Source organism: Collinsella aerofaciens, from assembly GCF_039752985.1.
GTDB lineage: Bacteria > Actinomycetota > Coriobacteriia > Coriobacteriales > Coriobacteriaceae > Collinsella > Collinsella aerofaciens_BT.
Window position 1 is genome coordinate 19854 of sequence record NZ_JBDMHA010000005.1, and the last position, 17946, is coordinate 37799.

Genomic DNA, 17946 nt, shown 5'->3' on the forward strand with positions numbered 1-17946 from the left:
ACGCGAGAGGAGAACATGATGAACGCAACGAATATGGTCCAGGGAAACCTCGCCCTTAAGCTCGAGACGTCTGCAGAATACACTTTTACGGTTGTTCAGGGTGGCCGCTCCGGCTTTCAGCCTTTGACCGTAAAGCCTGCTCGCAATCAGCAGGCTGTAGCCGCGCCGGGCCGCGTTGCCCTGAAGGTTCCGACGATTGTCGCCGTTGCCGTTGCGCTTACGCTCTTCTTTGTCCTCGCTACGTCGGTCTTTAGCGCTCGTCACGCCGCGTATGCCGAGTCCGTTTCCAACGTTACCTATGAGACCATTCGCGTTCAGTCTGGTGATTCTCTTTGGTCGCTTGCCGAGGAATATCCAATCGAAGGCCTTTCCACGCAAGAGACTTCCGACATGATCCGTAACGTCAATCATCTGGAGCATGGTTCGCTCGCCGCCGGTGCGCATCTTAAGGTTCCTGCTCGTTCGTAATCATTATCGCGCTGCGCATGGTACCCTTGTTATCGTTTAAGAGGAGGTACCATGCGCTGTCCCAAATGCGGCAAGGCACATACCCGCGTCGTTGATTCCCGTATGCAGGAGTCAAATAACACCATTAAGCGTCGCCGCGAATGTTGCTCGTGTAGCTATCGCTTTACAACGTTCGAACGATGCGAAGACCCAATCGAGGTCATTAAGTCGGACGGAACCAAGCAGCGGTTCGATCGCAATAAGCTGCTCGTCGGCTTGATGCGCGCCACTATCAAGCGCGATATCGACACTAAGAAGCTCAATGAGATTATCGATGACATCGAGGTCGAGCTGCGCTCTCGCACGCTGACGGCCGTTACGTCCCATGAGTTGGGTGACATGGTACTCAAGCGCTTGGCCAAGATCGACAAGGTGGCGTACATCCGCTTTGCCTCGGTCTACCGCGATTTCAAAGACGTCGATGAGTTTCTGCAAGAGCTCGACAAGCTAAGGTGATTCCATGTCCAACATTACCGTCAACATAAAGCGTCTCGACCCCACCGTCGAGCTTCCCAAATACGCCCATCCCACCGATGCCGGCTTGGATTTGCGCTCCAACGAGGACTGCATTCTGAAGCCCTTCGAACGCCGTCTGGTCTCTACTGGGCTGGCCATCGCCCTGCCCGATGGCTACGCCGGCTTCGTCCAGCCCCGAAGCGGTTTGGCCATCAAGCAGGGCCTGTCTATAGTCAATACGCCGGGCCTCATCGACGCCCACTACCGAGGAGAACTCAAGGTTATCCTCATCAACCTGGATCCCTCCAACAACATCCAAATCAACAAAGGCGACCGCATAGCCCAACTCGTCATCCAAGAAGTCCCCACGGTCAACCTCATAGAAGTAGAAGAACTAGACGAAACCGACCGAGGCAACGGAGGCTTCGGCTCCAGCGGCGTCGCCTAGGGCGCTCGTATCCCTCCCGCCCGGGGCTTACCTATATCATTCCATGCTCAAACATTCTCGCGTCGCTTCGCTCGCTGCGAAACTGCGCGTGGAACGATATAGGTAAGCCCCGGGCGGGCGGCTACTCGCTTGAAACAATATTTACTTTTCTAGTAAGCCGATGCGACAAAGGGGCTGTCCCTTTGTCGCATCGGCTTACTGTATTTTTATTTTCCTGTTTTACCTTTGCAGGTTCTAATGGAGGGGATTCTGAAGTAGCTGCTAGTAAGTAAACGCAGCCGCTCTGCCGGAGCCGCCCTTATATCGTTCCACGCGCAGTTTCGCAGCGAAGTGAGAATGTTTGAGCATGGAATGATATAAGGGCGGCTCCGACAGAGCGGCGGACATTCGACTAGCGGATATGCGCGGGTTTTCCGCCCCAATAGAAGCGGCAGAAGGCTCGTTTGCGCTTTTGGGGCTTGCCTACTAGCTCCATGGTTGCGATGGCTATGTCTTCGGCAGCGTGGGGGCGGCGTAGTACTTCGCCGTTGATGAGTAGGGCTTTGAGTGATTCGGGATGGTCGTGTAAGTGACGAAGGGTTACGATGAGTTCTCGTGCGGTGGTGACATGCATGCTGGCGCCCATGCCGGTGAGCATCGTGGTGTTGGCCTTTTCCTGACCGTATGATTTGCCCAGCAGGATCATCGGCAGATGAGCGCACAGGCACTCGGTGACCGTGAGTCCGCCTGATTTGAGGATTGCCAGGTCGCAGCCGTGCATGAGGGCCGCCATGTCGTCCACGTAGTCCAGAACCGTGACGTTGTCGAGCTTCATGGCGTCGAAGAGCGTCTTGAGTCGGGCGGCGTATTCCTTATCCTTGCCCGGTAAAAAGACAAAGTGCATGTCCTCAAAGCTGCGTAAGAAGGGGAGCGTGTGGTCCATCGCGGCACGGAAACGCACGTATGGTTGGGGCAAACTGGCGCCGGCCATCACCAATACGACGGTTTTGTCTATGGGGAGATTGAACTTGCTCAGCTCTTCCTCGCGATCGTAATTTGAATCGAAACCGGCTCGGATGGGGATGCCCGTTATGCGGATCTTTGACTCGGGAACTTTGCGGGGGCGCAGCGTTTCGGCCATAAACTCGTTGGCCACGCAGAACAGGTCGGTGTCCTTGTGGGGCCAAAAGCCTTCGACTTCATAGTCTGTTGGTACGCAGATGACCGGATAATCGATACCCGTAATAACGCGGGCACCCACGGCAACATTGGCTGCTGTGATGTGCGTTGCGACCACGGCTATAGGCCTGCGGCGACGAATATATTCGTTGAAGGCGGGGAACATAATTCGCGACCATGCCGTGCCGCCACCCCAGAGAAGATGCCCCGTAAGCGTATATCGCCAGGTCAGGTCGTAAATGGGGCGTGTGGCTCCCGTAAAAGAAGCCGCGGTCTTATTGCCGTCGAATTTAATACGTCCAAAATCAAGGATATCGAGCACTTCAATTTCAATATCCTCAGGGATTCCCTTGGTGCCGCGGATAAGGTCAAATGCTTGTGCAATCGCGTTGGCGGCGGCTTTGTGGCCCGATCCAACTGATGCGTGCACAATGGTTACCAGGGGTTTTTGTGCAGGTAAAACGGTCATTTGCTCCGGTTGGGGAGTGGCTTGCATGGGCAGGGGAGCGCTATTGCTCGTCTGCGTTTGATCCATCGATAACTCCCCTTCAGCTTTGTTACGCGATTTATCATTGTAGTGCATGAGTGTCATGTTCACGTAAATTTGGGTATGAGCGCAAAGAACGACAACGTTTCGACGAGAGGATTCTTCATGACTACCGATCAGCCGATTGATGTTGCGATTATCGGTGGAGGCCCCGCGGGCTATGCTGCCGCCATTTACGCTGCGCGTGCCAACCTGACGACGACCGTGATTGAGCAGGGCATGTCGGGTGGACAGATCGCCACGACCAATGAGGTCGAGAACTATCCGGGCATTCCGCTCTTGAGTGGCGCCGAACTCGGCGAGCGTTTTCAGCAACATGCAGAGGGGCTGGGAGCGCAGGTTACATGGAGCATGGTTACGGGTATCGATTACGATGCCGATGCAGCGCTGTTTACGGTGCATCACGATATGGGCGATACGCTTGCCTCGAGCGTTATCGCTTGCATGGGTGCCACGCCGCGTCCGGCAGGTTTCGCTGGCGAGGATACCTATCGCGGTCGTGGCGTTTCATATTGCGCAACATGTGACGGCATGTTCTTCCGTGGCAAACAGGTCTTTGTAATCGGTGGTGGCAATTCGGCATGCGAAGAGGCACTGTTCCTGTCAGACATTGCCAGCAGTGTGACCATCGTGCTGCGCCGCGACCAGTTCCGTGCGCCTGATGGTGTTGTTCAGAAAGTACTCAAAAAGGACAATATTACAGTTAGGTACCAAACTAGTATTGTTGAGCTTTCTGGTGAAGCGATGCCCACGACAATTACGTTCAAGGACAATGCAAGCGGTAAGACGCATGCTGAGACCTTTGAGCCTGGCTCGTTTGGCATCTTTGTCTTTACCGGGACGCAACCCCATACCGAGCTTGTTGAGCATCTTGTCGATCTGGCGCCTGATGGCGGCATTTTGACTGATGAATCCATGGCGACCCGCACGCCAGGTCTATTTGCTGCTGGCGATATCCGTTCCAAGCGCTTACGTCAGGTTGTGACCGCCGTTTCTGACGGAGCCATAGCAGCAACGAGCGCATACGCGTTTCTCCGCGGATAAGTACGATAATATATCTTATGTAAGGTTGCTATCTTTAAAACAAAGTGGTTGGACGGTGCATCAATGTGCTGTCCAACCACTTTTACTTGCCGGCTATATGGTATGCAAAACTAGATAACCTAGAATACAATATAGCTAATGAACGGAGGATCCTTATGAACCACGCCAAACGCGTTATCCCGATGTCCGATACATCGGTCAGCATTAAGCCTGAGGATATTCAGCCCACTGTGCTGCCCGATGCATTTATTCAGTCCGATATCGTGCGCAAACTTAATACGTTGAGTCTGCTGCGCTATAACCAGTTGCCCAATGTGACGCTCTACCGCGACCAGGTTATTGAGTATGTTGCGCTGTGGATGGAGCCGCTGTCCATTTGCGTTGAGCAGCCTGTCATTACGCCATCGATGATCAATAACTACGTGAAGGTCGGCCTGGTGCCTGCTCCGGTCAAAAAGCAATATGGCCGCGAGCAGATTGCCCGCCTGATCGCTATCTGCATCTTTAAGCAGGTGCTACCTATTGCTGCGGTGCAGGCACTCTTTAACATTCAGCGTTTGAGCTACGATGCCCCGACGGCCTTTGATTATGTGGTCGATCAGCTCGAGGCATCGATTCGTTCGGCGTTTTCCGTCGAGCAGACGCCGGTTCCCGATACGGCGCATCAGGTAACGCGTGAGTCGCTGCTTGTGCGCAGCGCGGTTTCATCCTTTGTTTCGAAGGCTTACTTGATGAGCTATCTCAAGTTCAACGGGTTTAATAGCTAGCCGACGTATAAAACGGGCGGGACAAAGAGCCATCTGTCGCTTTGTCCCGCCCGCTTTTTTGCTTGGTTGGACTTTATTTGCCCGAAGCTACGCCCATGCCGTAGCCGATGATCAGGCCGTGCATCTCGGCGTAATAGGAATCCAGGCCGTTGCAGGGCATGATGATGGTCTTGGAGCAGGGCCAATGTTCGACTATGCGATCAGTAAGCGCCTGGGCTCCAGCTTCGTTCTCAACGTGATCGATGATGACCTCACCGCCCGTAAAGCCCTCGGCTTCCATAGTGTCGATGATCTTGTTGAGCATCTTCTTTTCGCCACGCGTGTGCCCGACGAGTTCGATTTTACCGGCCTCACTCGCCGTGCCCAAAATGCGGATATTGAGCTTGTTGGCAATGACGCCGGCTGCCTTAGGGATACGTCCGGCTTTGGCGAGGTTTTCGTAATTGCACAAACTGAAGAGGATTTTGCTGTTCTGTTCAAGGCTATCGAAGTATGCGCAAGCATCCTCGAATGAGACATTCGGATTGCTTGCAAGATAGCGGTCGAACAGCAAGAAAATGAGGTCCATTTTGCCGCCAGCTGCGCGTGAATTGACTAGATGAATCTGTCGGTCGGGCTCCTCGGCAAGAACCATATCGCGAGCCGTGGCTGCCGCGTTGTAGCTGCCCGACACGCCCTCAGAGATCGGCATGCAGATGGTCTTGTCTGCCAATTTGAAGAGCTCGGCCCACTCCCCCACGCTGGGACAAGCGCTCGAAGAGGCATTCGTCTCCGCCTGAACAGCGCAGTTGAGCTCATGAACATCGAGCGAAAGGTCATCGACGAATTCACGCTCCCCCACTCGAATTTTGAGGGGAGCAAATGCAAAGGTGGTATGGGGTGCGATCGGTTGCCAATCGCGGAGGTTGCAGCTTGAATCGGAGATAAGTGCCCAGCTCATAGAGGGTCCTTTCTAATCGTTCCCATTCAATTATAGCCATCTTGCAGACCGATTGGGCCGCTATCTAGTATTCAAAACTAGATAGCGGACTGCACTAAAGGCAAAAGAATGGACCCCATGACTCAAAGCCACGAGGTCCATATCCGTTTGCTTTATCTGAATACTTAGTAGCGCACGAAAATGTAGTTGTTGTTCATGCCGGCGGCAACGGAGCTGATGATAACACCCGTGTTGTAGTCGGAAGCATGAATCATCTGACCACCACCGATGTAAATGCCGGTGTGGTACGAGTTGACCACAACGTCACCGGGCTGCGGATCGGACACACGCGTCCAGCCCATAAAGGTGCCCGTGGTGCCCAGGCGGCAATAGCGACCAGTGAGGCAATAGCTAACAAAACCAGAGCAGTCGAAACTGTTCGGGCCAATTCCGCCCCAGGAATAGGCGCAACCAAGCTTGCTGTATGCACGCGAGACAACAGAACCGCCATCGACGGACTGGCTCGGAGCAGAAGGCGTCGGAGCCGGGGCAGGCGTGGAGGGCTGCGGTGTCGGAGCAGGTGCCGGCGTAGGAGCCGGAGTGTTGCCGCCCTGGTTGTTGTTATTGCTGGTCTGGCCACCGTTGTTGGTGTTCTCGGTCGCACCGGCAGTCTCGTTGCTCACCGTGGCCTTCTCGGCGGTACTGGCGTTGATGCCGGCCTGCAGCGCGGCGTTGGCCTCGGCCTCAGCGGCAAGCTCAGCCTGCAGCTGTGAATCCAGAGAGTTTACGACGTTCTGTGCTTCAGCCTGCTGGGCGTTAAGCTCGTCGACCTTCTTTTGCGTGGTGGCGACGTTCTTTTCCTGCTCGGCCTGCTTATCGGTGAGCTGCTGTTTGAGCTCCTTGACCTCTTGAATGGTCTGAGCCTGCTTATCGGAAACTTTGCCGTAGTAGAACAGACGGTTGAGCATATCGCTCAGGTCATCGACGCCCGTCAGAACCTGAAGCAGGCTCAGACCGCCGGTTTTGTACTCGCCGGCGACATAGGTCGAGAGCTTGGCCTGACCATCGGCGATCTCCTGCTGCTTTTGCGTGATCTCGCCAGCAGTCTGATCGAGCGCCTGCGTCTGCGTGGCGAGCTCATCGTAAATCTGCTGAGTTTGGGTACCGATCTGCTCGAGCTTCGTACGAGCAGCGGCAAGGTCGGATGCGGTATCGGCGTAGGCAGGAGCCGCGAGGCCCAAGCCCAAAACACAAGCGAGGGTTGCCGTAGCAGCGCAGCGTGCCATGTTTTTGTGCGTGTTTGCTGTGCGCATGTAGCTTCCTTTCCAGTAACTAAGGGTAACGGCTAGTCCACCGTCACCAGGCTAAAGAGCTCCACATCGTCATTAGACGGTGTGAGCTTCTCGCGCGGGTTGAGAAACGCAAGCTCAAGGATACAACCGTAACCGACAAGCTTTGCGCCCATATCTCGCACCAGTTTACCTGTTGCCTCGACGGTTCCGCCCGTCGCGACCAAGTCGTCCAGAATCAACACGGTATCTTTAGAGCTGATAGCGTCGGCATGGATCTCAATTGAATCGGTGCCGTACTCGAGCTCGTAGCTCTGACTTACGGTCTCGCGCGGTAGCTTGCCAGGTTTACGTGCGGGAACAAAGCCGGCGCCAAGGGCTACAGCCACCGGTACGCCAACCATAAAGCCGCGAGCCTCGGGACCCACGACCTTGGTGATTCCCATGCCGGCAAAGTGCTCGGCGAGGGCATCGGTCATGGCTTTGAGCGCCTCGGGATTGCCAAAGAGCGGCGTGATGTCTTTAAAGATGACTCCGGGCTCGGGATAGTCGGGGATGTCGACGATTTGAGATTCGAAGTCGTACATTGCATGACCTTTCAATGGGTTGCCGGATAAGCGGCAGCTGTTATTTGCCCGCGGTGGCGGTGCCGGATTGCGAAGGGGTGACGACCTTGAGCGGCTTTACGAGGGAATCCTCGTGCGAAGCCGGCGCGCCTATCTCTTCGTTTTTGGCCTTGGTTGACTCGGAGCGAGTGATTTCCTCATCGAGTGCATCGATGTCGGCGTCCTCGACCACGGCGTTGAGCGACTCAAAAACGCGGTTCTTGAGCAGCGCGGTGTGCACGCCCTCCGTCAGGTCGTGAAGCTTCTTAAACGCACGCTCGAGCTTGGCGTCGCGCTCGTCATCGGAGGTGTCCATGCCGAGCATGCTCACGAGCACCTGCTCAAACATCGAGGACTCGCGGTTGGCGGAAGACACGTACTGACGCAGGTTGCGCGGCTCGATATGGAAGCGTGACAGCTCGGAGCAGTAGCGGATGATCGGGAAATCGCGACCATCGACGAGCTCACGATTTTGCGGACTCTTGATGATGCGAATGAGGTCGTTCTCGGCGAGCGAGCGGATAAACGAAATCTCGACGCCCAGCATATCGGGAATGGTCTCGATAGGATGCAGCTTTTGCTTAGTCTCCTTGGGCTCCGTCTTGAGCGGAACATCGGACAGCAAGCCCACCTCGTAAGCGAGCGTTGACAGGTCCGTGGCGTTTTCCAAGCGCTGCTTAATCACGTTGAGTGGCATATAGCGGGTCTTCTGCAGGTGCAGAATGACCTCCAAGCGATCAACGTCCTCCTTGGAGTACTGACGGTATCCCTTAGGCGTACGATGAGGGGTAATGAGCCCCTCATCCTCTAGAAATCTAATTTTTGAGTTCGAAAGATCGGGGTATGCGCCTCGAAGTAGGTTGACGACTTGGCCGATACTCAGATAGTTGCGTTCGGCCATGCCCTACTCACCGGTTTCGATGCGCTCCGGCGTGCTCTCGTGGTAGATGAGCGTAAACGTACCGATCTGGACGGAAGAACCGTCGTGCAGCGGGGCTGCATTGACGATGGCACCGTCGACCCAGGTGCCATTGAGCGAGCCCAAGTCCTCGATGCGAGCGCCGAGGCCCTCGCGAATAATGCGCGCGTGGCTGCGCGAAACGGTCATGTCATTGAGGAAGATGCCGTTCGCGGGATCGCGGCCAATGGTGGTCACGTCATCCTCGAGCTCAAAAGCGGCACCAGTCTGCGGACCCTTGACGATGGACAGAACGGGGGCGGTGATGCGCACGTTGGCCATGAGGTCGGGAACGGTGACGTCGCTTGAAGGCACGCGGAATACGCAGGTAGCGTCAGCAGTCTTATCATTCTGAGGCATATTGTTAACCATGTTGTCCATGACAACCCCTAACTTATCGCGGACGTGCCGCAAATAATGAACCGTACGTAATCATACCCCAACGAATCAGTCTTCGATTTCAGGGTTCAGAAAGTCGATGTCCTCGTCCTCGGGATGCGTGAGAGCCTGTTTAATGGCCGCTCCGCCCTTAATGGAGTAGATGACAGCGGTGAGCATGGAGAAGATCACGCCGCCGTACACAAAGAAGATGCCGAGGGGCATCGAGCTTCCGTTGAGGCCCGGGAAGGCCGTAAGGGCTGAAGGTAAAAGATGCAGGCCGTCAATAACGGGGAACCCGAGCAGCATGAGCGAGAAGCCGGTCATGAGCAGCGCTGTGGCAATCTTTCCGGGGAAGACAACATCGATGGGGCGACGGTGATAATGGCGCACGATAAGCGTGCCGATGCCCAGATAGATGTCGCGGCCAATAATGAGCACGCAGACCCAGATGGGCAGCTCTCCGCGGACCACCAGCCCCAAGACGCCGGTGAACAGCAGCGCACGGTCGCAAATGGGATCCATGACCTTGCCGAGCCATGAGACCGTCTTAGTCATGCGAGCGATCTGACCGTCCATCCAGTCGGTGGAGGCGGCAACGGCGTAGATAACGATGGCGATGACGCGGTTGTTGTCCGTCACAAACAGGTACAGAAATACCAGGGTGAGGATCAGGCGCGTAAAGGTGATGAAATTGGAGATCGTAAAGATCTTATTCGACGGGTAATCGGAAGTGCCGATAAGCTCCTTTTTGATCTTCTTTTTGATGCCCACAGGACTCCCCCGCTGGTTAACGACAAAACTTTCGATACTATACCCGTTCCGGCGATGTCTATCCAGCGTAAGCATAGAGAGTCCAGACATGTGGAGGGCGCTTTTAGGCGGCGGGGATTTCGCATTCGTGTACATCAGCCTCCAAACATGTCGAAAAATGTCGATTTTGGTGGCTGATGTACACGTTTTGATTCGGTGATTACATCGAGCGGGAACGTTGTTGCTTTAAGCAAAATAATCATGGTGATTAAAACAAAAAAGGTCAGGCACTAGGTGCCTGACCTGCAAACTTCTGGTCGGGACGACTGGATTCGAACCAGCGACCCCTTGACCCCCAGTCAAGTGCGCTACCAAGCTGCGCCACGTCCCGAAGCCTTTGTTTGTTGCTGTGCTCTCGCTCGCAACAGGGAGTATATTAACCCGAAACTTTGCCCTTGTGCAAGAACTTTTTTAAATATTTTGAAGCAAGTCCAAAATTGTATCTGCGAGCTGGGGTTTTGTTAGCACGGGAAGTTCTTGCGTGCCCGCTTTGCTCACGATCCAGGCCTTGTTGGTATCGGTTCCAAAGCCCGAATCGGCGCGCGAGACATCGTTGGCGATAATGGCATCGCAACCCTTGCGCGCAAGCTTGCGCTGCGCGTACTCCACGACGTTATCGGTCTCGGCCGCAAAGCCGATCACGCACCGCTCTCCCTTTTGGCGCGAGAGCTCGGCCAAAATATCGACCGTCTCGACCAGTTCGATGCGATCCAGGCGCACGTTGGCCTTTTTGAGCTTATGGTCGGCAGGGGTCGCGGGGGTGTAGTCGGCGACAGCGGCCGCACAAATGGCCGCATCAGCCGTCTGAAAGGCGCTCAGCGCTGCCTGCAGCATCTCTTCGGCGGTCTGCACGCGCACGCACTCCACGCCGTGGGGAACATCGAGCGATGTCGGCCCCAGCACAAGCGTGACCGCAGCACCGCGGCGAGCGGCCTCCCCCGCCAGGGCGATGCCCATCTTGCCCGACGACCGGTTTCCGATGAAGCGTACGGGGTCGATCGGCTCGTGCGTGGGGCCGGCGGTGATCACGATTCGCTTGCCCGCAAGGTATTGCGGGACGGGGTTCAGCACCTCGCAGATGGCCTCGACGATGTCCTCGGGCTCGTTCATGCGTCCCGTGTCCACGTCGCCGCAGGCAAGGTAGCCGCTGCCGGGTCCCACCACATGGACACCATGCTCGCGCAGCGTGGCCATGTTGGCCTGCGTCGCCGGCGCCTTCCACATGCCGTTGTTCATAGCGGGTGCGATCACGATGGGTCGCGGCGTCGCAAGCAGCGTGGTGGAGATGAGGTCATCGGCGATACCGTTTGCCATCTTGGCGATGATATTGGCCGTCGCGGGCGCCACGACCACCAGATCGGGCTCCTGCGCCAGCGAAATGTGGTGGATGGGGTCGGAGGGATCGTCGAATAGGCCCACGGCAACGGGCTCGTTGGTGAGCGCGCGGAAGGTAAGCGGCCCCACGAACTCCGTGGCATGCTCGCTCATAACGACCTTGACGCGCGCGCCGCGCTTTTGCAGCAGGCGCACGATATTGCACGACTTATAGGCGGCGATCCCGCCGGTAATGCCCAGCAGGATCGTTTTTCCCTCAAGTTGCATTGAATTGTTGGATGCCGTCATCGTTTAAGCTTCCTTGCTCGGGAGTACCAGGAGGCGGTGGCAGTACGGGCAGTGCGTAATTGACCTACCGTCGTGGTTGAGGTCGCTCATGGACGATGCCTGCAGCGCGGTGTGGCAGACTGTGGGGATGTTGCCCTGGATGGTCTCGACGGCCAGGCCGCGGAACTGCTTGAGCAGACGCTCGTAGTCGGTGAGCACGTCGGCCGGCAGCGTGGCGGCAAGCGCGGTGCGTTCCTTAGTGGCGGCGTCAATCTGAGCCTGCAGGTCGGCAGCCTTAGCGCGGGCGGCCTTGGTATCGGCCTTCACGCCCTCCTCGAACTTGGCGATAATTGCCTGTGCGCGGGCCTCGCGGTCGAGCGCCTCCTTATGGGCGACAACGACGTCCTTGCGGGTGTGCTCAATCTTGTCCAGACGCTTGGCCAGGGTTGCGAGTTCATTCTCCAGGTCCTGAACCTCACGGTAGTCGGAACCGTCGACGTGGCGCTTCTTGGCAGCCTCAATGGCGTTGTTGGTCTGAATCTCGGTGGTGTTGAGATCGTCGAGCTCAATGTCCAGGTCCTTGCGCTGGGCGTAGAGCTTGGTCATCTCGGCTTTGAGCTTAACGTAGGTCTTACGCTTGGAAGCGAGCTCCTTGAGCTCCGGCATATTGGCAAGTTCGCTCTTGTTGCGGGCGAGCTCCAAATCGATCTGTTGCAGCTTGAGTAGCGTAGCGCCGGCGCTCATAAGTTCTCTCCTTTTGTCACAGTCCACCATTGGCAAGGGTTCAGTATTTTAATCGCATGACGGGGGTCGACCCCGGCGTCAACTGCAGAGTTCATCAATATATCAACGAACGGCTCCTCGGAGCGGTCGTGGCCGAGCAAGATCACCGGTAGCCCACGCAAGGCAAGGTCCTGCGCCACGTGATAGCCTGCCTCGCCCGTCACGACAACATCCGCACCGGCGGCGATGGCGAGCTCTCCAAAGTCGCCCAGGGAGCCGCCCAAAATGGCGACGGTGCGGCACGGGCGATCAACTTCGCCCCACACACGCGGGTCGCTGCCGAAGGCTGTGGCAGCACGGGTGGCAAGATCGCGCAGCGTGCACGGGTCGTTGAGCGTTGCAAGCGCGCCCAGGCCGGTCGGCTCGGGGTCGTCCACGTGCTCCAGTGAGCTCACGGGTACGGTACCCAGCAGCTCACTCAGGCAGACGCGGGCTTCGTGCGAGCGGTCCAGGTTGGTGTGGAGCGAGATAATGCTCACGCCGCAACGCGCTGCCTCGTAGAGCGCCGCGCTGCATTGGGGGCGTGCGGAATCCGACGGACAAAACGCCTCGGGCGCCTTGATGTATATGGGATGATGCGTCAGCAGCACGTTGGCGCCGCCTTCTTGGGCGCGGCGAACATTAGCTTCGGTCGCATCGAGCGCGCAGGCAACGCCGGTGATCTCCGCGGCCGGATCGCCAACGGAGAGTCCTACGTGATCCCAGCCCTCGGCGTCCGCCTTGGGGTAGCGCGCCAGCAGCCCACGTTCAAGCTCGGCGACGATCATGCGGCACCCACGATCGAGAGCAGCGTCTGGGCAAACTCGTCCAGGTCGACAGGGTTCACACGGTCATCAAACGAGATACGCAGAGCGCCCAATGCCTGCTCGCGACCAATGCCCATGGCGCTGAGAACATGGCTCGGGTCCATGCTGCCGCTCGAGCATGCCGAGCCTGCCGACACCTCAAAGCCGGCGGCGTCGAGCTTGATGATGAGCTCCTCGGAGTCCATGCCGTCAATGTAGATCGATACCATGCCGGGCAGACGGTCGGCTTGCGCGTAGTCGCCCATGGTGGCGTGAATGCGCGGATGGGCCGTAAGCGTGGCGTAGAGCTTGTCGGATAAGGCCTGCAGCGTTGTACGCTCCTGGGCCACGCGGGGCGCCAACGTGCGGGCGGCAGCGGCAAAAGCCAGCTGTGTACGCAGGTCCTGCGTGCCGGCACGACGACCGGCCTCCTGTCCGCCGCCAAAGATGCGGGGTCGCAGTGGGGTGCGGGTCTTAACGTAGAGCGCGCCAGATGCCACAGGACCGCCGATCTTGTGCGCGGCAACGGTCATAGCATCGACGCCCAGCTCGGTGACATCGAGCGGAATATGCAAGTAGCCTTGGATGGCATCGGTATGAAACAGGGCGCCGGCAGCATGTGCGGCGGCGGCCAGCTCGCGGATGGGCTGCACCACGCCGGTCTCGTTGTTGGCAACCATGATGCTCACGAGCGCCACGTCGTCGCCTAGTAGCTCGACAAGCGTGGCGGGCTCAATGTAGCCCATGCGGCAGGGCTGCACCAGGTCGACGCTAAAGCCTGCGGCACGCAGCAGCGGCAGGTTGTCCAGAATCGAATCGTGCTCGATGGCAGATACGATCACGCGGTTACGCTTACGGTCGCGCTGACGTGCACCCTCGGCAAGACCGAGTAGCGCCAGCTGGTTGGCTTCGGTGCCGCCGTTGGTCAGAACAATCTCAGACGGGCGAACGCGCGCGCCAAAGCTGCGGGCGATCTCGCGACGTGCAACCTCCAGACGCGCGGCAGCCTTGCGGCCGAGCGAGTGCAGCGAGTTGGGGTTGACGCCCGCTAGCTCGCTATCGTCGTACTCACGCTGCGCAAGGCGCGCCTCGGCGCGCATGGGCGTCGAGGCGGCGTAGTCAAGATTCACGGGTATGCGGTTTTGACCTGCGGTCATAAGGGTTTATGCCTCCTGTGCAGCCTCGTTGCCCAGCTTCTGCAGCAGCGCAACCTCGGCAGCGGGATCTTCGGACTTAAATACGGCAGAACCGGCCACCAGGACATTTGCGCCGGCCTTGACGACCTCGGCAATGTTCTTGGAAGAAATGCCACCGTCGACTTCGATGAGGGGCGAAACGCCGTGACGCTCGCACATGGCCTTGAGCTCGTGGAGCTTAGCGATGGTGCCCGGGATAAAGCTCTGGCCGCCAAAGCCTGGGTTCACGCTCATGAGCAGCACCATATCGACGACGTCGATGATGCTCTCGAGCACGCACACGGGGGTGGCGGGGTTGAGCACCACGCCGGCCTTAACGCCGCGCTGTTGCAGATGGGTGAGCGTGCGGTGCAGGTGCGTGGAAGCCTCGTAGTGCACGGTGATCATATCGGCACCGGCGTCGGCGTACCAATCGACCGTCTCATCGGGGTTCGACACCATCAGGTGCGCGTCGACCGGTACATCGGTGGAGCGCTTGACGGCCTTAAGGATGTCAACGCCAAAAGTGAGGTTGCCGGTAAAGTGACCGTCCATAACGTCGAAGTGCACATAGTCGGCGCCGGCGATCTTGTCGAGGTCGCCCTTGAGGTTGGCCATATCGGCCGAAAGGATGGACGGAGCGATTTTAATGGAACCCATGGTAGAAGCCTTTCTGCGCTAGTCGGTGAGTCCGTAGAACTCTTGGGAGGGTACGCGGTCGGTAAGAATCTCGAGCGCCCTATCCAAAGTAACACCGTTGTAGAGCGTTTGCTCCACGGCAAAGGTGAGCGGAATGTCTACGCCCAGTGAACGGGCAAGCTCGCTCACGCTGCGGGCCGCGACGGCGCCCTCAACAACCATATGCGTGCGCGTCTGATACTCGTCGAGCGACACGCCGTGGGCAAACTCGTAGCCAAAGGTGCGGTTGCGCGAATGCTCCGAGGTGCAGGTGGCAATGAGGTCGCCCATGCCGGCAAGTCCCATGCAGGTCATAGCTTGACCGCCGCGGGCGTGCACCAGACGGCTGATCTCTGCCAGGCCGCGCGTCATGATGAGGGCGAGCGTGTTGTCGCCCGCACCGGTGCCGGCGGAGATTCCGCATACGATCGCGATGACATTTTTCATGGCGCCGCAAACCTCGACGCCGGTCATGTCCTGCGACAGGTAGATGCGGAAGGCCGTGGATAGGAGCAGGTTCTTAAAGGTCTCCCCTACCTGCGCGTCTTTGCTGGCGATGACGGCGGCAGAAAGTCCGCCGCGGCAGATCTCCTCGGCATGGTTGGGGCCCGAGAGCGCCGCCACGCGCGTCTCGTTGCCAATCTCGCTGGCGATGACCTCGCTCATGAGCAGGCCGGACTCGGGCTCAATGCCCTTGGTGAGGCAGAGCACCGGGGTATCGGCGGCGATAAAGGGCGCGGCCTGGTGGCACACGCTGCGAAGGTGCGTCGAAGGAACGGCGAAGATGATGGCCTCGGCGCCGTCGAGTGCCTGCACCAGGTCCGTGGTGGCGACGACGTTGCCGGGCAGCTTGTAGTCCACAAGGTAGCGGGGGTTGCGGTGCTCGCCATTGATGCCGGCGGCCGTCTGCTCGCTGTGGGCCCACATGGTCACGCGCTCGGCTCGCGCGGCGGCAAGGCCGGCGACGGCGGTTCCCCAGGAGCCGGAGCCAATCAGCGCAACATTCATGACTCTCTCCTACTTATCGTCGGGCTCGGTGACGCGCTTGGTAAACGAGAGCTTGGACTCCTTACCGGTCATGAGCTTTTTGATGTTCGCACGATGGGCCCACACCACGGTGATGCCGATTATCGCCATGCAGAACTTGAGGCCCAGGCTGCTGTACGGAAAGACCGCGCAGGCAGCGATGGGAAGGCCGATGGCCGCGACAAGCGAGCCCACCGACACAAACTTGGTAATGGCGACGGCCACGATAAACATGCCCAGCAGCGACAGGCCAATGGGCCAGTACCAGGCAAGGATCACACCCAGGCCTACGGCGATACCCTTACCGCCGTGGAAGTTAAGGTAGGGCGAGAAGATGTGTCCCCACACGGCAGCCAGGCAAATGACGCCGAGCATCCAGTCGCCGGCGGCACCGGGAGCCATGATGCTCACAGGGAAGCCATAGCCCACGCTCGCGATGAGCGGACGCGCGATAAGGACGCAGATGGCGCCCTTAAGGCAGTCGAGCAGCAGCGTGAGCGCGGCCACCTTGGGGCCGGCCACGCGCAATGCGTTGGTAGTGCCGATGTTGCCTGAGCCTGCCTTGCGGATGTCGGTGTGGTTGAACACACGGCCCAGAATCAGACCAAACGGAATCGCTCCGATAAAGAACGAGACCACGGCGCAGATGGCAGTCAGAAGAATCGGATTATGCATCCTTTTGCTCCTTCTTCCTAAAGAAGAGTCGAATGGGCGTGCCGGCGAAGTCGAAGGTCGAGCGCATGCGGTTCTCCACGTAGCGCTGGTAGGTGTCGTTGACCAGGTCGCTGTGATTGACGAAGAACGTGAACGTCGGCGGGTTGACGCCCGTCTGGGTCACGTAGTGCATGCGCAGGCGGCGCTTGCCGTCTACCACGGTGTGGCCAAACTCGCGCAGGTCGGTGAGGAACGTGTTGAGGCGCGAGGTGCTGATCTTTTGCGAACGCGTCTTTTCGGCGGCATCGACCATCGCCCAGATCTTCTCGACGCTGCGGCCGGTCAGGGCAGAGATGCGCAGGTACTGGGCCCAGGGAGCCATGACGCCCAGACGGCGGTCGATGGTCTCCATGCAGGCCTCGCGCTTACGGTCGTCGTCGAGCAGGTCCCACTTGTTGAGCAGCACGACGATGGCGCAGCCGCGTTCGATGGCGAGGCCCATGACCTTCTGGTCCTGCTCGGTAACGCCCACGGAGGCGTCGACGACAAGCAGCGCCACGTCGGCGCGATCGATGGCGCGCAGGCCGCGGACCATGGAGTAGTACTCGATGTTCTCGTATACGGTGCTCTTCTTGCGAATGCCCGCGGTGTCGACCATGCGGTAATGCTTGCCGTTGCGCTCGACGACGGTATCGATGGCGTCGCGCGTGGTGCCGGCGATATTGGACACGATGGAGCGGTCGGCACCCAGGATGCGGTTGAACAGCGATGACTTACCGGCGTTGGGGCGGCCGATGATGGCCACATTCAGTGCATCGGGGAACTCGTCGGCGACCTCGTCCTCTTCCTCGGGGAGCAGGGCCACGATGTCATCGAGTAGGTCGCCCGTGCCGTGGCCGTGCAGGGCCGACAGCGGCGTGGGCTCACCGATGCCGAGCGAATAGAACTCCCAGATGTTGTCGTTCTCGCGATCGGGATTATCGAGCTTGTTTACCAGCAGAAAGACCGGCTTGTCGCAGCGCTTGAGCATGCGGGCGACCGACTCGTCCTCCTCGGTGACGCCGGTGCGGCCGTCGACCACAAACAGGATGACGGCGGCTTCCTCGGCGGCGGCGAGCGCCTGATCGCGGATGGACGTGGCGAAGACGTCGTCGCTTTTGAGCGGCTCGATGCCGCCCGTGTCGACGATGGTGAACTCGCGGCCGTTCCAATCGGCCGTGTGATACGAGCGGTCGCGCGTGACGCCGCGTGACTCGTGGACGATAGCGTCCGAGGTCTGGGCCAGGCGGTTAACGAGCGTGGACTTGCCCACGTTGGGGCGTCCAACGACGGCGACGATAGGTTTCATCTGCTC

20 protein-coding genes and 1 tRNA gene are annotated in these 17946 nt (G+C 58.5%); 5 read left to right on the top strand and 16 right to left on the bottom strand.

Features of this window, described 5'->3' with window-relative positions:
* The first annotated feature begins 18 nt into the window (after positions 1 to 18).
* The 3 genes from ABHR76_RS01275 to dut are packed head-to-tail and all read left to right on the top strand — an operon-like array spanning position 19 to position 1411.
* Positions 19 to 468: a LysM peptidoglycan-binding domain-containing protein gene (locus ABHR76_RS01275; protein ID WP_346965321.1), complete on the top strand. Its 450-nt coding sequence runs from the start codon at positions 19 to 21 to the stop codon at positions 466 to 468.
* A gap of 51 nt (positions 469 to 519) precedes the next feature.
* A complete protein-coding gene (gene nrdR / locus ABHR76_RS01280; RefSeq protein WP_346976588.1) occupies positions 520 to 963 on the top strand; it encodes a transcriptional regulator NrdR in 444 nt (147 codons plus the stop codon).
* Positions 964 to 967: 4 nt separating this feature from the next.
* Positions 968 to 1411: a dUTP diphosphatase gene (gene dut / locus ABHR76_RS01285; protein ID WP_138112619.1), complete on the top strand. Its 444-nt coding sequence runs from the start codon at positions 968 to 970 to the stop codon at positions 1409 to 1411.
* 391 nt (positions 1412 to 1802) lie between these two features.
* Here the strand turns inward: dut and ABHR76_RS01290 are convergent, their stop codons facing one another.
* The gene (locus tag ABHR76_RS01290) at positions 1803 to 3152 is read right to left on the bottom strand and encodes an MGDG synthase family glycosyltransferase (protein ID WP_346976589.1); all 1350 of its coding nucleotides are present in this window, start codon (positions 3150 to 3152) and stop codon (positions 1803 to 1805) included.
* 69 nt (positions 3153 to 3221) lie between these two features.
* Here ABHR76_RS01290 and ABHR76_RS01295 point away from each other — a divergent pair, with 69 nt between their 5' ends.
* Together ABHR76_RS01295 and ABHR76_RS01300 are read left to right on the top strand one after the other, a co-directional pair.
* Positions 3222 to 4160, top strand: coding sequence for an NAD(P)/FAD-dependent oxidoreductase (locus ABHR76_RS01295; protein ID WP_035138479.1), 939 nt, complete (start codon positions 3222 to 3224; stop codon positions 4158 to 4160).
* 155 nt (positions 4161 to 4315) lie between these two features.
* A complete protein-coding gene (locus ABHR76_RS01300; protein WP_195625232.1) occupies positions 4316 to 4927 on the top strand; it encodes a DUF1836 domain-containing protein in 612 nt (203 codons plus the stop codon).
* 73 nt (positions 4928 to 5000) lie between these two features.
* Here ABHR76_RS01300 and ABHR76_RS01305 read toward each other — a convergent pair whose 3' ends face one another.
* The 15 genes from ABHR76_RS01305 to der form a co-directional block, all read right to left on the bottom strand.
* Complete coding sequence (locus ABHR76_RS01305; RefSeq protein ID WP_138112615.1) at positions 5001 to 5867, bottom strand: DegV family protein; 867 nt, start codon at positions 5865 to 5867, stop codon at positions 5001 to 5003.
* A 164-nt stretch (positions 5868 to 6031) separates the two neighbouring features.
* A complete protein-coding gene (locus tag ABHR76_RS01310; protein ID WP_138374201.1) occupies positions 6032 to 7159 on the bottom strand; it encodes a coiled-coil domain-containing protein in 1128 nt (375 codons plus the stop codon).
* Positions 7160 to 7191: 32 nt separating this feature from the next.
* Positions 7192 to 7722 (bottom strand): adenine phosphoribosyltransferase, encoded by a 531-nt coding sequence (locus tag ABHR76_RS01315; RefSeq protein WP_118227237.1) that lies wholly within the window; start codon positions 7720 to 7722, stop codon positions 7192 to 7194.
* A 40-nt stretch (positions 7723 to 7762) separates the two neighbouring features.
* Entirely contained in the window at positions 7763 to 8641 is an 879-nt protein-coding gene (gene ftsR, locus ABHR76_RS01320) for a transcriptional regulator FtsR (protein ID WP_138112611.1), read from the bottom strand.
* A 3-nt stretch (positions 8642 to 8644) separates the two neighbouring features.
* The gene (locus ABHR76_RS01325; RefSeq protein WP_006236002.1) at positions 8645 to 9079 is read right to left on the bottom strand and encodes an FHA domain-containing protein; all 435 of its coding nucleotides are present in this window, start codon (positions 9077 to 9079) and stop codon (positions 8645 to 8647) included.
* A gap of 66 nt (positions 9080 to 9145) precedes the next feature.
* On the bottom strand, positions 9146 to 9850 hold the full coding sequence (locus ABHR76_RS01330; RefSeq protein WP_138374202.1) for a CDP-alcohol phosphatidyltransferase family protein: 705 nt from the start codon (positions 9848 to 9850) through the stop codon (positions 9146 to 9148).
* 293 nt (positions 9851 to 10143) lie between these two features.
* Positions 10144 to 10220 (bottom strand) — tRNA-Pro (locus ABHR76_RS01335).
* Between the two features lie 80 nt (positions 10221 to 10300).
* A complete protein-coding gene (gene coaBC, locus ABHR76_RS01340) occupies positions 10301 to 11512 on the bottom strand; it encodes a bifunctional phosphopantothenoylcysteine decarboxylase/phosphopantothenate--cysteine ligase CoaBC (protein WP_346976591.1) in 1212 nt (403 codons plus the stop codon).
* A 3-nt stretch (positions 11513 to 11515) separates the two neighbouring features.
* Positions 11516 to 12235 (bottom strand): zinc ribbon domain-containing protein, encoded by a 720-nt coding sequence (locus ABHR76_RS01345; RefSeq protein WP_148346658.1) that lies wholly within the window; start codon positions 12233 to 12235, stop codon positions 11516 to 11518.
* Positions 12232 to 13041: a Nif3-like dinuclear metal center hexameric protein gene (locus ABHR76_RS01350; protein ID WP_346976592.1), complete on the bottom strand. Its 810-nt coding sequence runs from the start codon at positions 13039 to 13041 to the stop codon at positions 12232 to 12234. The genes ABHR76_RS01345 and ABHR76_RS01350 overlap by 4 nt, the downstream gene beginning before the upstream one ends.
* Positions 13038 to 14216 carry a cysteine desulfurase family protein gene (locus ABHR76_RS01355; protein WP_148346660.1) on the bottom strand — a complete coding sequence of 393 codons (1179 nt, stop codon included), beginning with the start codon at positions 14214 to 14216 and terminating at the stop codon, positions 13038 to 13040. Before ABHR76_RS01355 ends, ABHR76_RS01350 begins: the two co-directional genes overlap by 4 nt.
* A gap of 6 nt (positions 14217 to 14222) precedes the next feature.
* A complete protein-coding gene (gene rpe, locus ABHR76_RS01360) occupies positions 14223 to 14894 on the bottom strand; it encodes a ribulose-phosphate 3-epimerase (RefSeq protein WP_195445808.1) in 672 nt (223 codons plus the stop codon).
* 18 nt (positions 14895 to 14912) lie between these two features.
* Positions 14913 to 15920, bottom strand: a complete 1008-nt coding sequence (locus ABHR76_RS01365; RefSeq protein ID WP_148346662.1) for an NAD(P)H-dependent glycerol-3-phosphate dehydrogenase — start codon at positions 15918 to 15920, stop codon at positions 14913 to 14915.
* 9 nt (positions 15921 to 15929) lie between these two features.
* Positions 15930 to 16613: a glycerol-3-phosphate 1-O-acyltransferase PlsY gene (gene plsY, locus ABHR76_RS01370; protein WP_346976595.1), complete on the bottom strand. Its 684-nt coding sequence runs from the start codon at positions 16611 to 16613 to the stop codon at positions 15930 to 15932.
* Positions 16606 to 17940 (bottom strand): ribosome biogenesis GTPase Der, encoded by a 1335-nt coding sequence (gene der, locus ABHR76_RS01375; RefSeq protein WP_195544578.1) that lies wholly within the window; start codon positions 17938 to 17940, stop codon positions 16606 to 16608. Before der ends, plsY begins: the two co-directional genes overlap by 8 nt.
* Between the last annotated feature and the right edge of the window lie 6 nt (positions 17941 to 17946).

Bases quoted from the DNA above. Each gene is read 5' to 3' on its own strand.
- rpe (WP_195445808.1), bottom strand. From the start codon at position 14,894: ATGGGTTCCATTAAAATCGCTCCGTCCATCCTTTCGGCCGATATGGCC.
- ABHR76_RS01305 (WP_138112615.1), bottom strand. From the start codon at position 5,867: ATGAGCTGGGCACTTATCTCCGATTCAAGCTGCAACCTCCGCGATTGG.
- ABHR76_RS01345 (WP_148346658.1), bottom strand. From the start codon at position 12,235: ATGAGCGCCGGCGCTACGCTACTCAAGCTGCAACAGATCGATTTGGAG.
- ABHR76_RS01365 (WP_148346662.1), bottom strand. From the start codon at position 15,920: ATGAATGTTGCGCTGATTGGCTCCGGCTCCTGGGGAACCGCCGTCGCC.
- nrdR (WP_346976588.1), top strand. From the start codon at position 520: ATGCGCTGTCCCAAATGCGGCAAGGCACATACCCGCGTCGTTGATTCC.
- ABHR76_RS01290 (WP_346976589.1), bottom strand. From the start codon at position 3,152: ATGCACTACAATGATAAATCGCGTAACAAAGCTGAAGGGGAGTTATCG.
- ftsR (WP_138112611.1), bottom strand. From the start codon at position 8,641: ATGGCCGAACGCAACTATCTGAGTATCGGCCAAGTCGTCAACCTACTT.
- ABHR76_RS01295 (WP_035138479.1), top strand. From the start codon at position 3,222: ATGACTACCGATCAGCCGATTGATGTTGCGATTATCGGTGGAGGCCCC.
- ABHR76_RS01275 (WP_346965321.1), top strand. From the start codon at position 19: ATGAACGCAACGAATATGGTCCAGGGAAACCTCGCCCTTAAGCTCGAG.
- ABHR76_RS01300 (WP_195625232.1), top strand. From the start codon at position 4,316: ATGAACCACGCCAAACGCGTTATCCCGATGTCCGATACATCGGTCAGC.
- ABHR76_RS01350 (WP_346976592.1), bottom strand. From the start codon at position 13,041: ATGATCGTCGCCGAGCTTGAACGTGGGCTGCTGGCGCGCTACCCCAAG.
- ABHR76_RS01315 (WP_118227237.1), bottom strand. From the start codon at position 7,722: ATGTACGACTTCGAATCTCAAATCGTCGACATCCCCGACTATCCCGAG.
- ABHR76_RS01310 (WP_138374201.1), bottom strand. From the start codon at position 7,159: ATGCGCACAGCAAACACGCACAAAAACATGGCACGCTGCGCTGCTACG.
- dut (WP_138112619.1), top strand. From the start codon at position 968: ATGTCCAACATTACCGTCAACATAAAGCGTCTCGACCCCACCGTCGAG.
- der (WP_195544578.1), bottom strand. From the start codon at position 17,940: ATGAAACCTATCGTCGCCGTCGTTGGACGCCCCAACGTGGGCAAGTCC.
- plsY (WP_346976595.1), bottom strand. From the start codon at position 16,613: ATGCATAATCCGATTCTTCTGACTGCCATCTGCGCCGTGGTCTCGTTC.
- coaBC (WP_346976591.1), bottom strand. From the start codon at position 11,512: ATGACGGCATCCAACAATTCAATGCAACTTGAGGGAAAAACGATCCTG.
- ABHR76_RS01355 (WP_148346660.1), bottom strand. From the start codon at position 14,216: ATGACCGCAGGTCAAAACCGCATACCCGTGAATCTTGACTACGCCGCC.
- ABHR76_RS01325 (WP_006236002.1), bottom strand. From the start codon at position 9,079: ATGGACAACATGGTTAACAATATGCCTCAGAATGATAAGACTGCTGAC.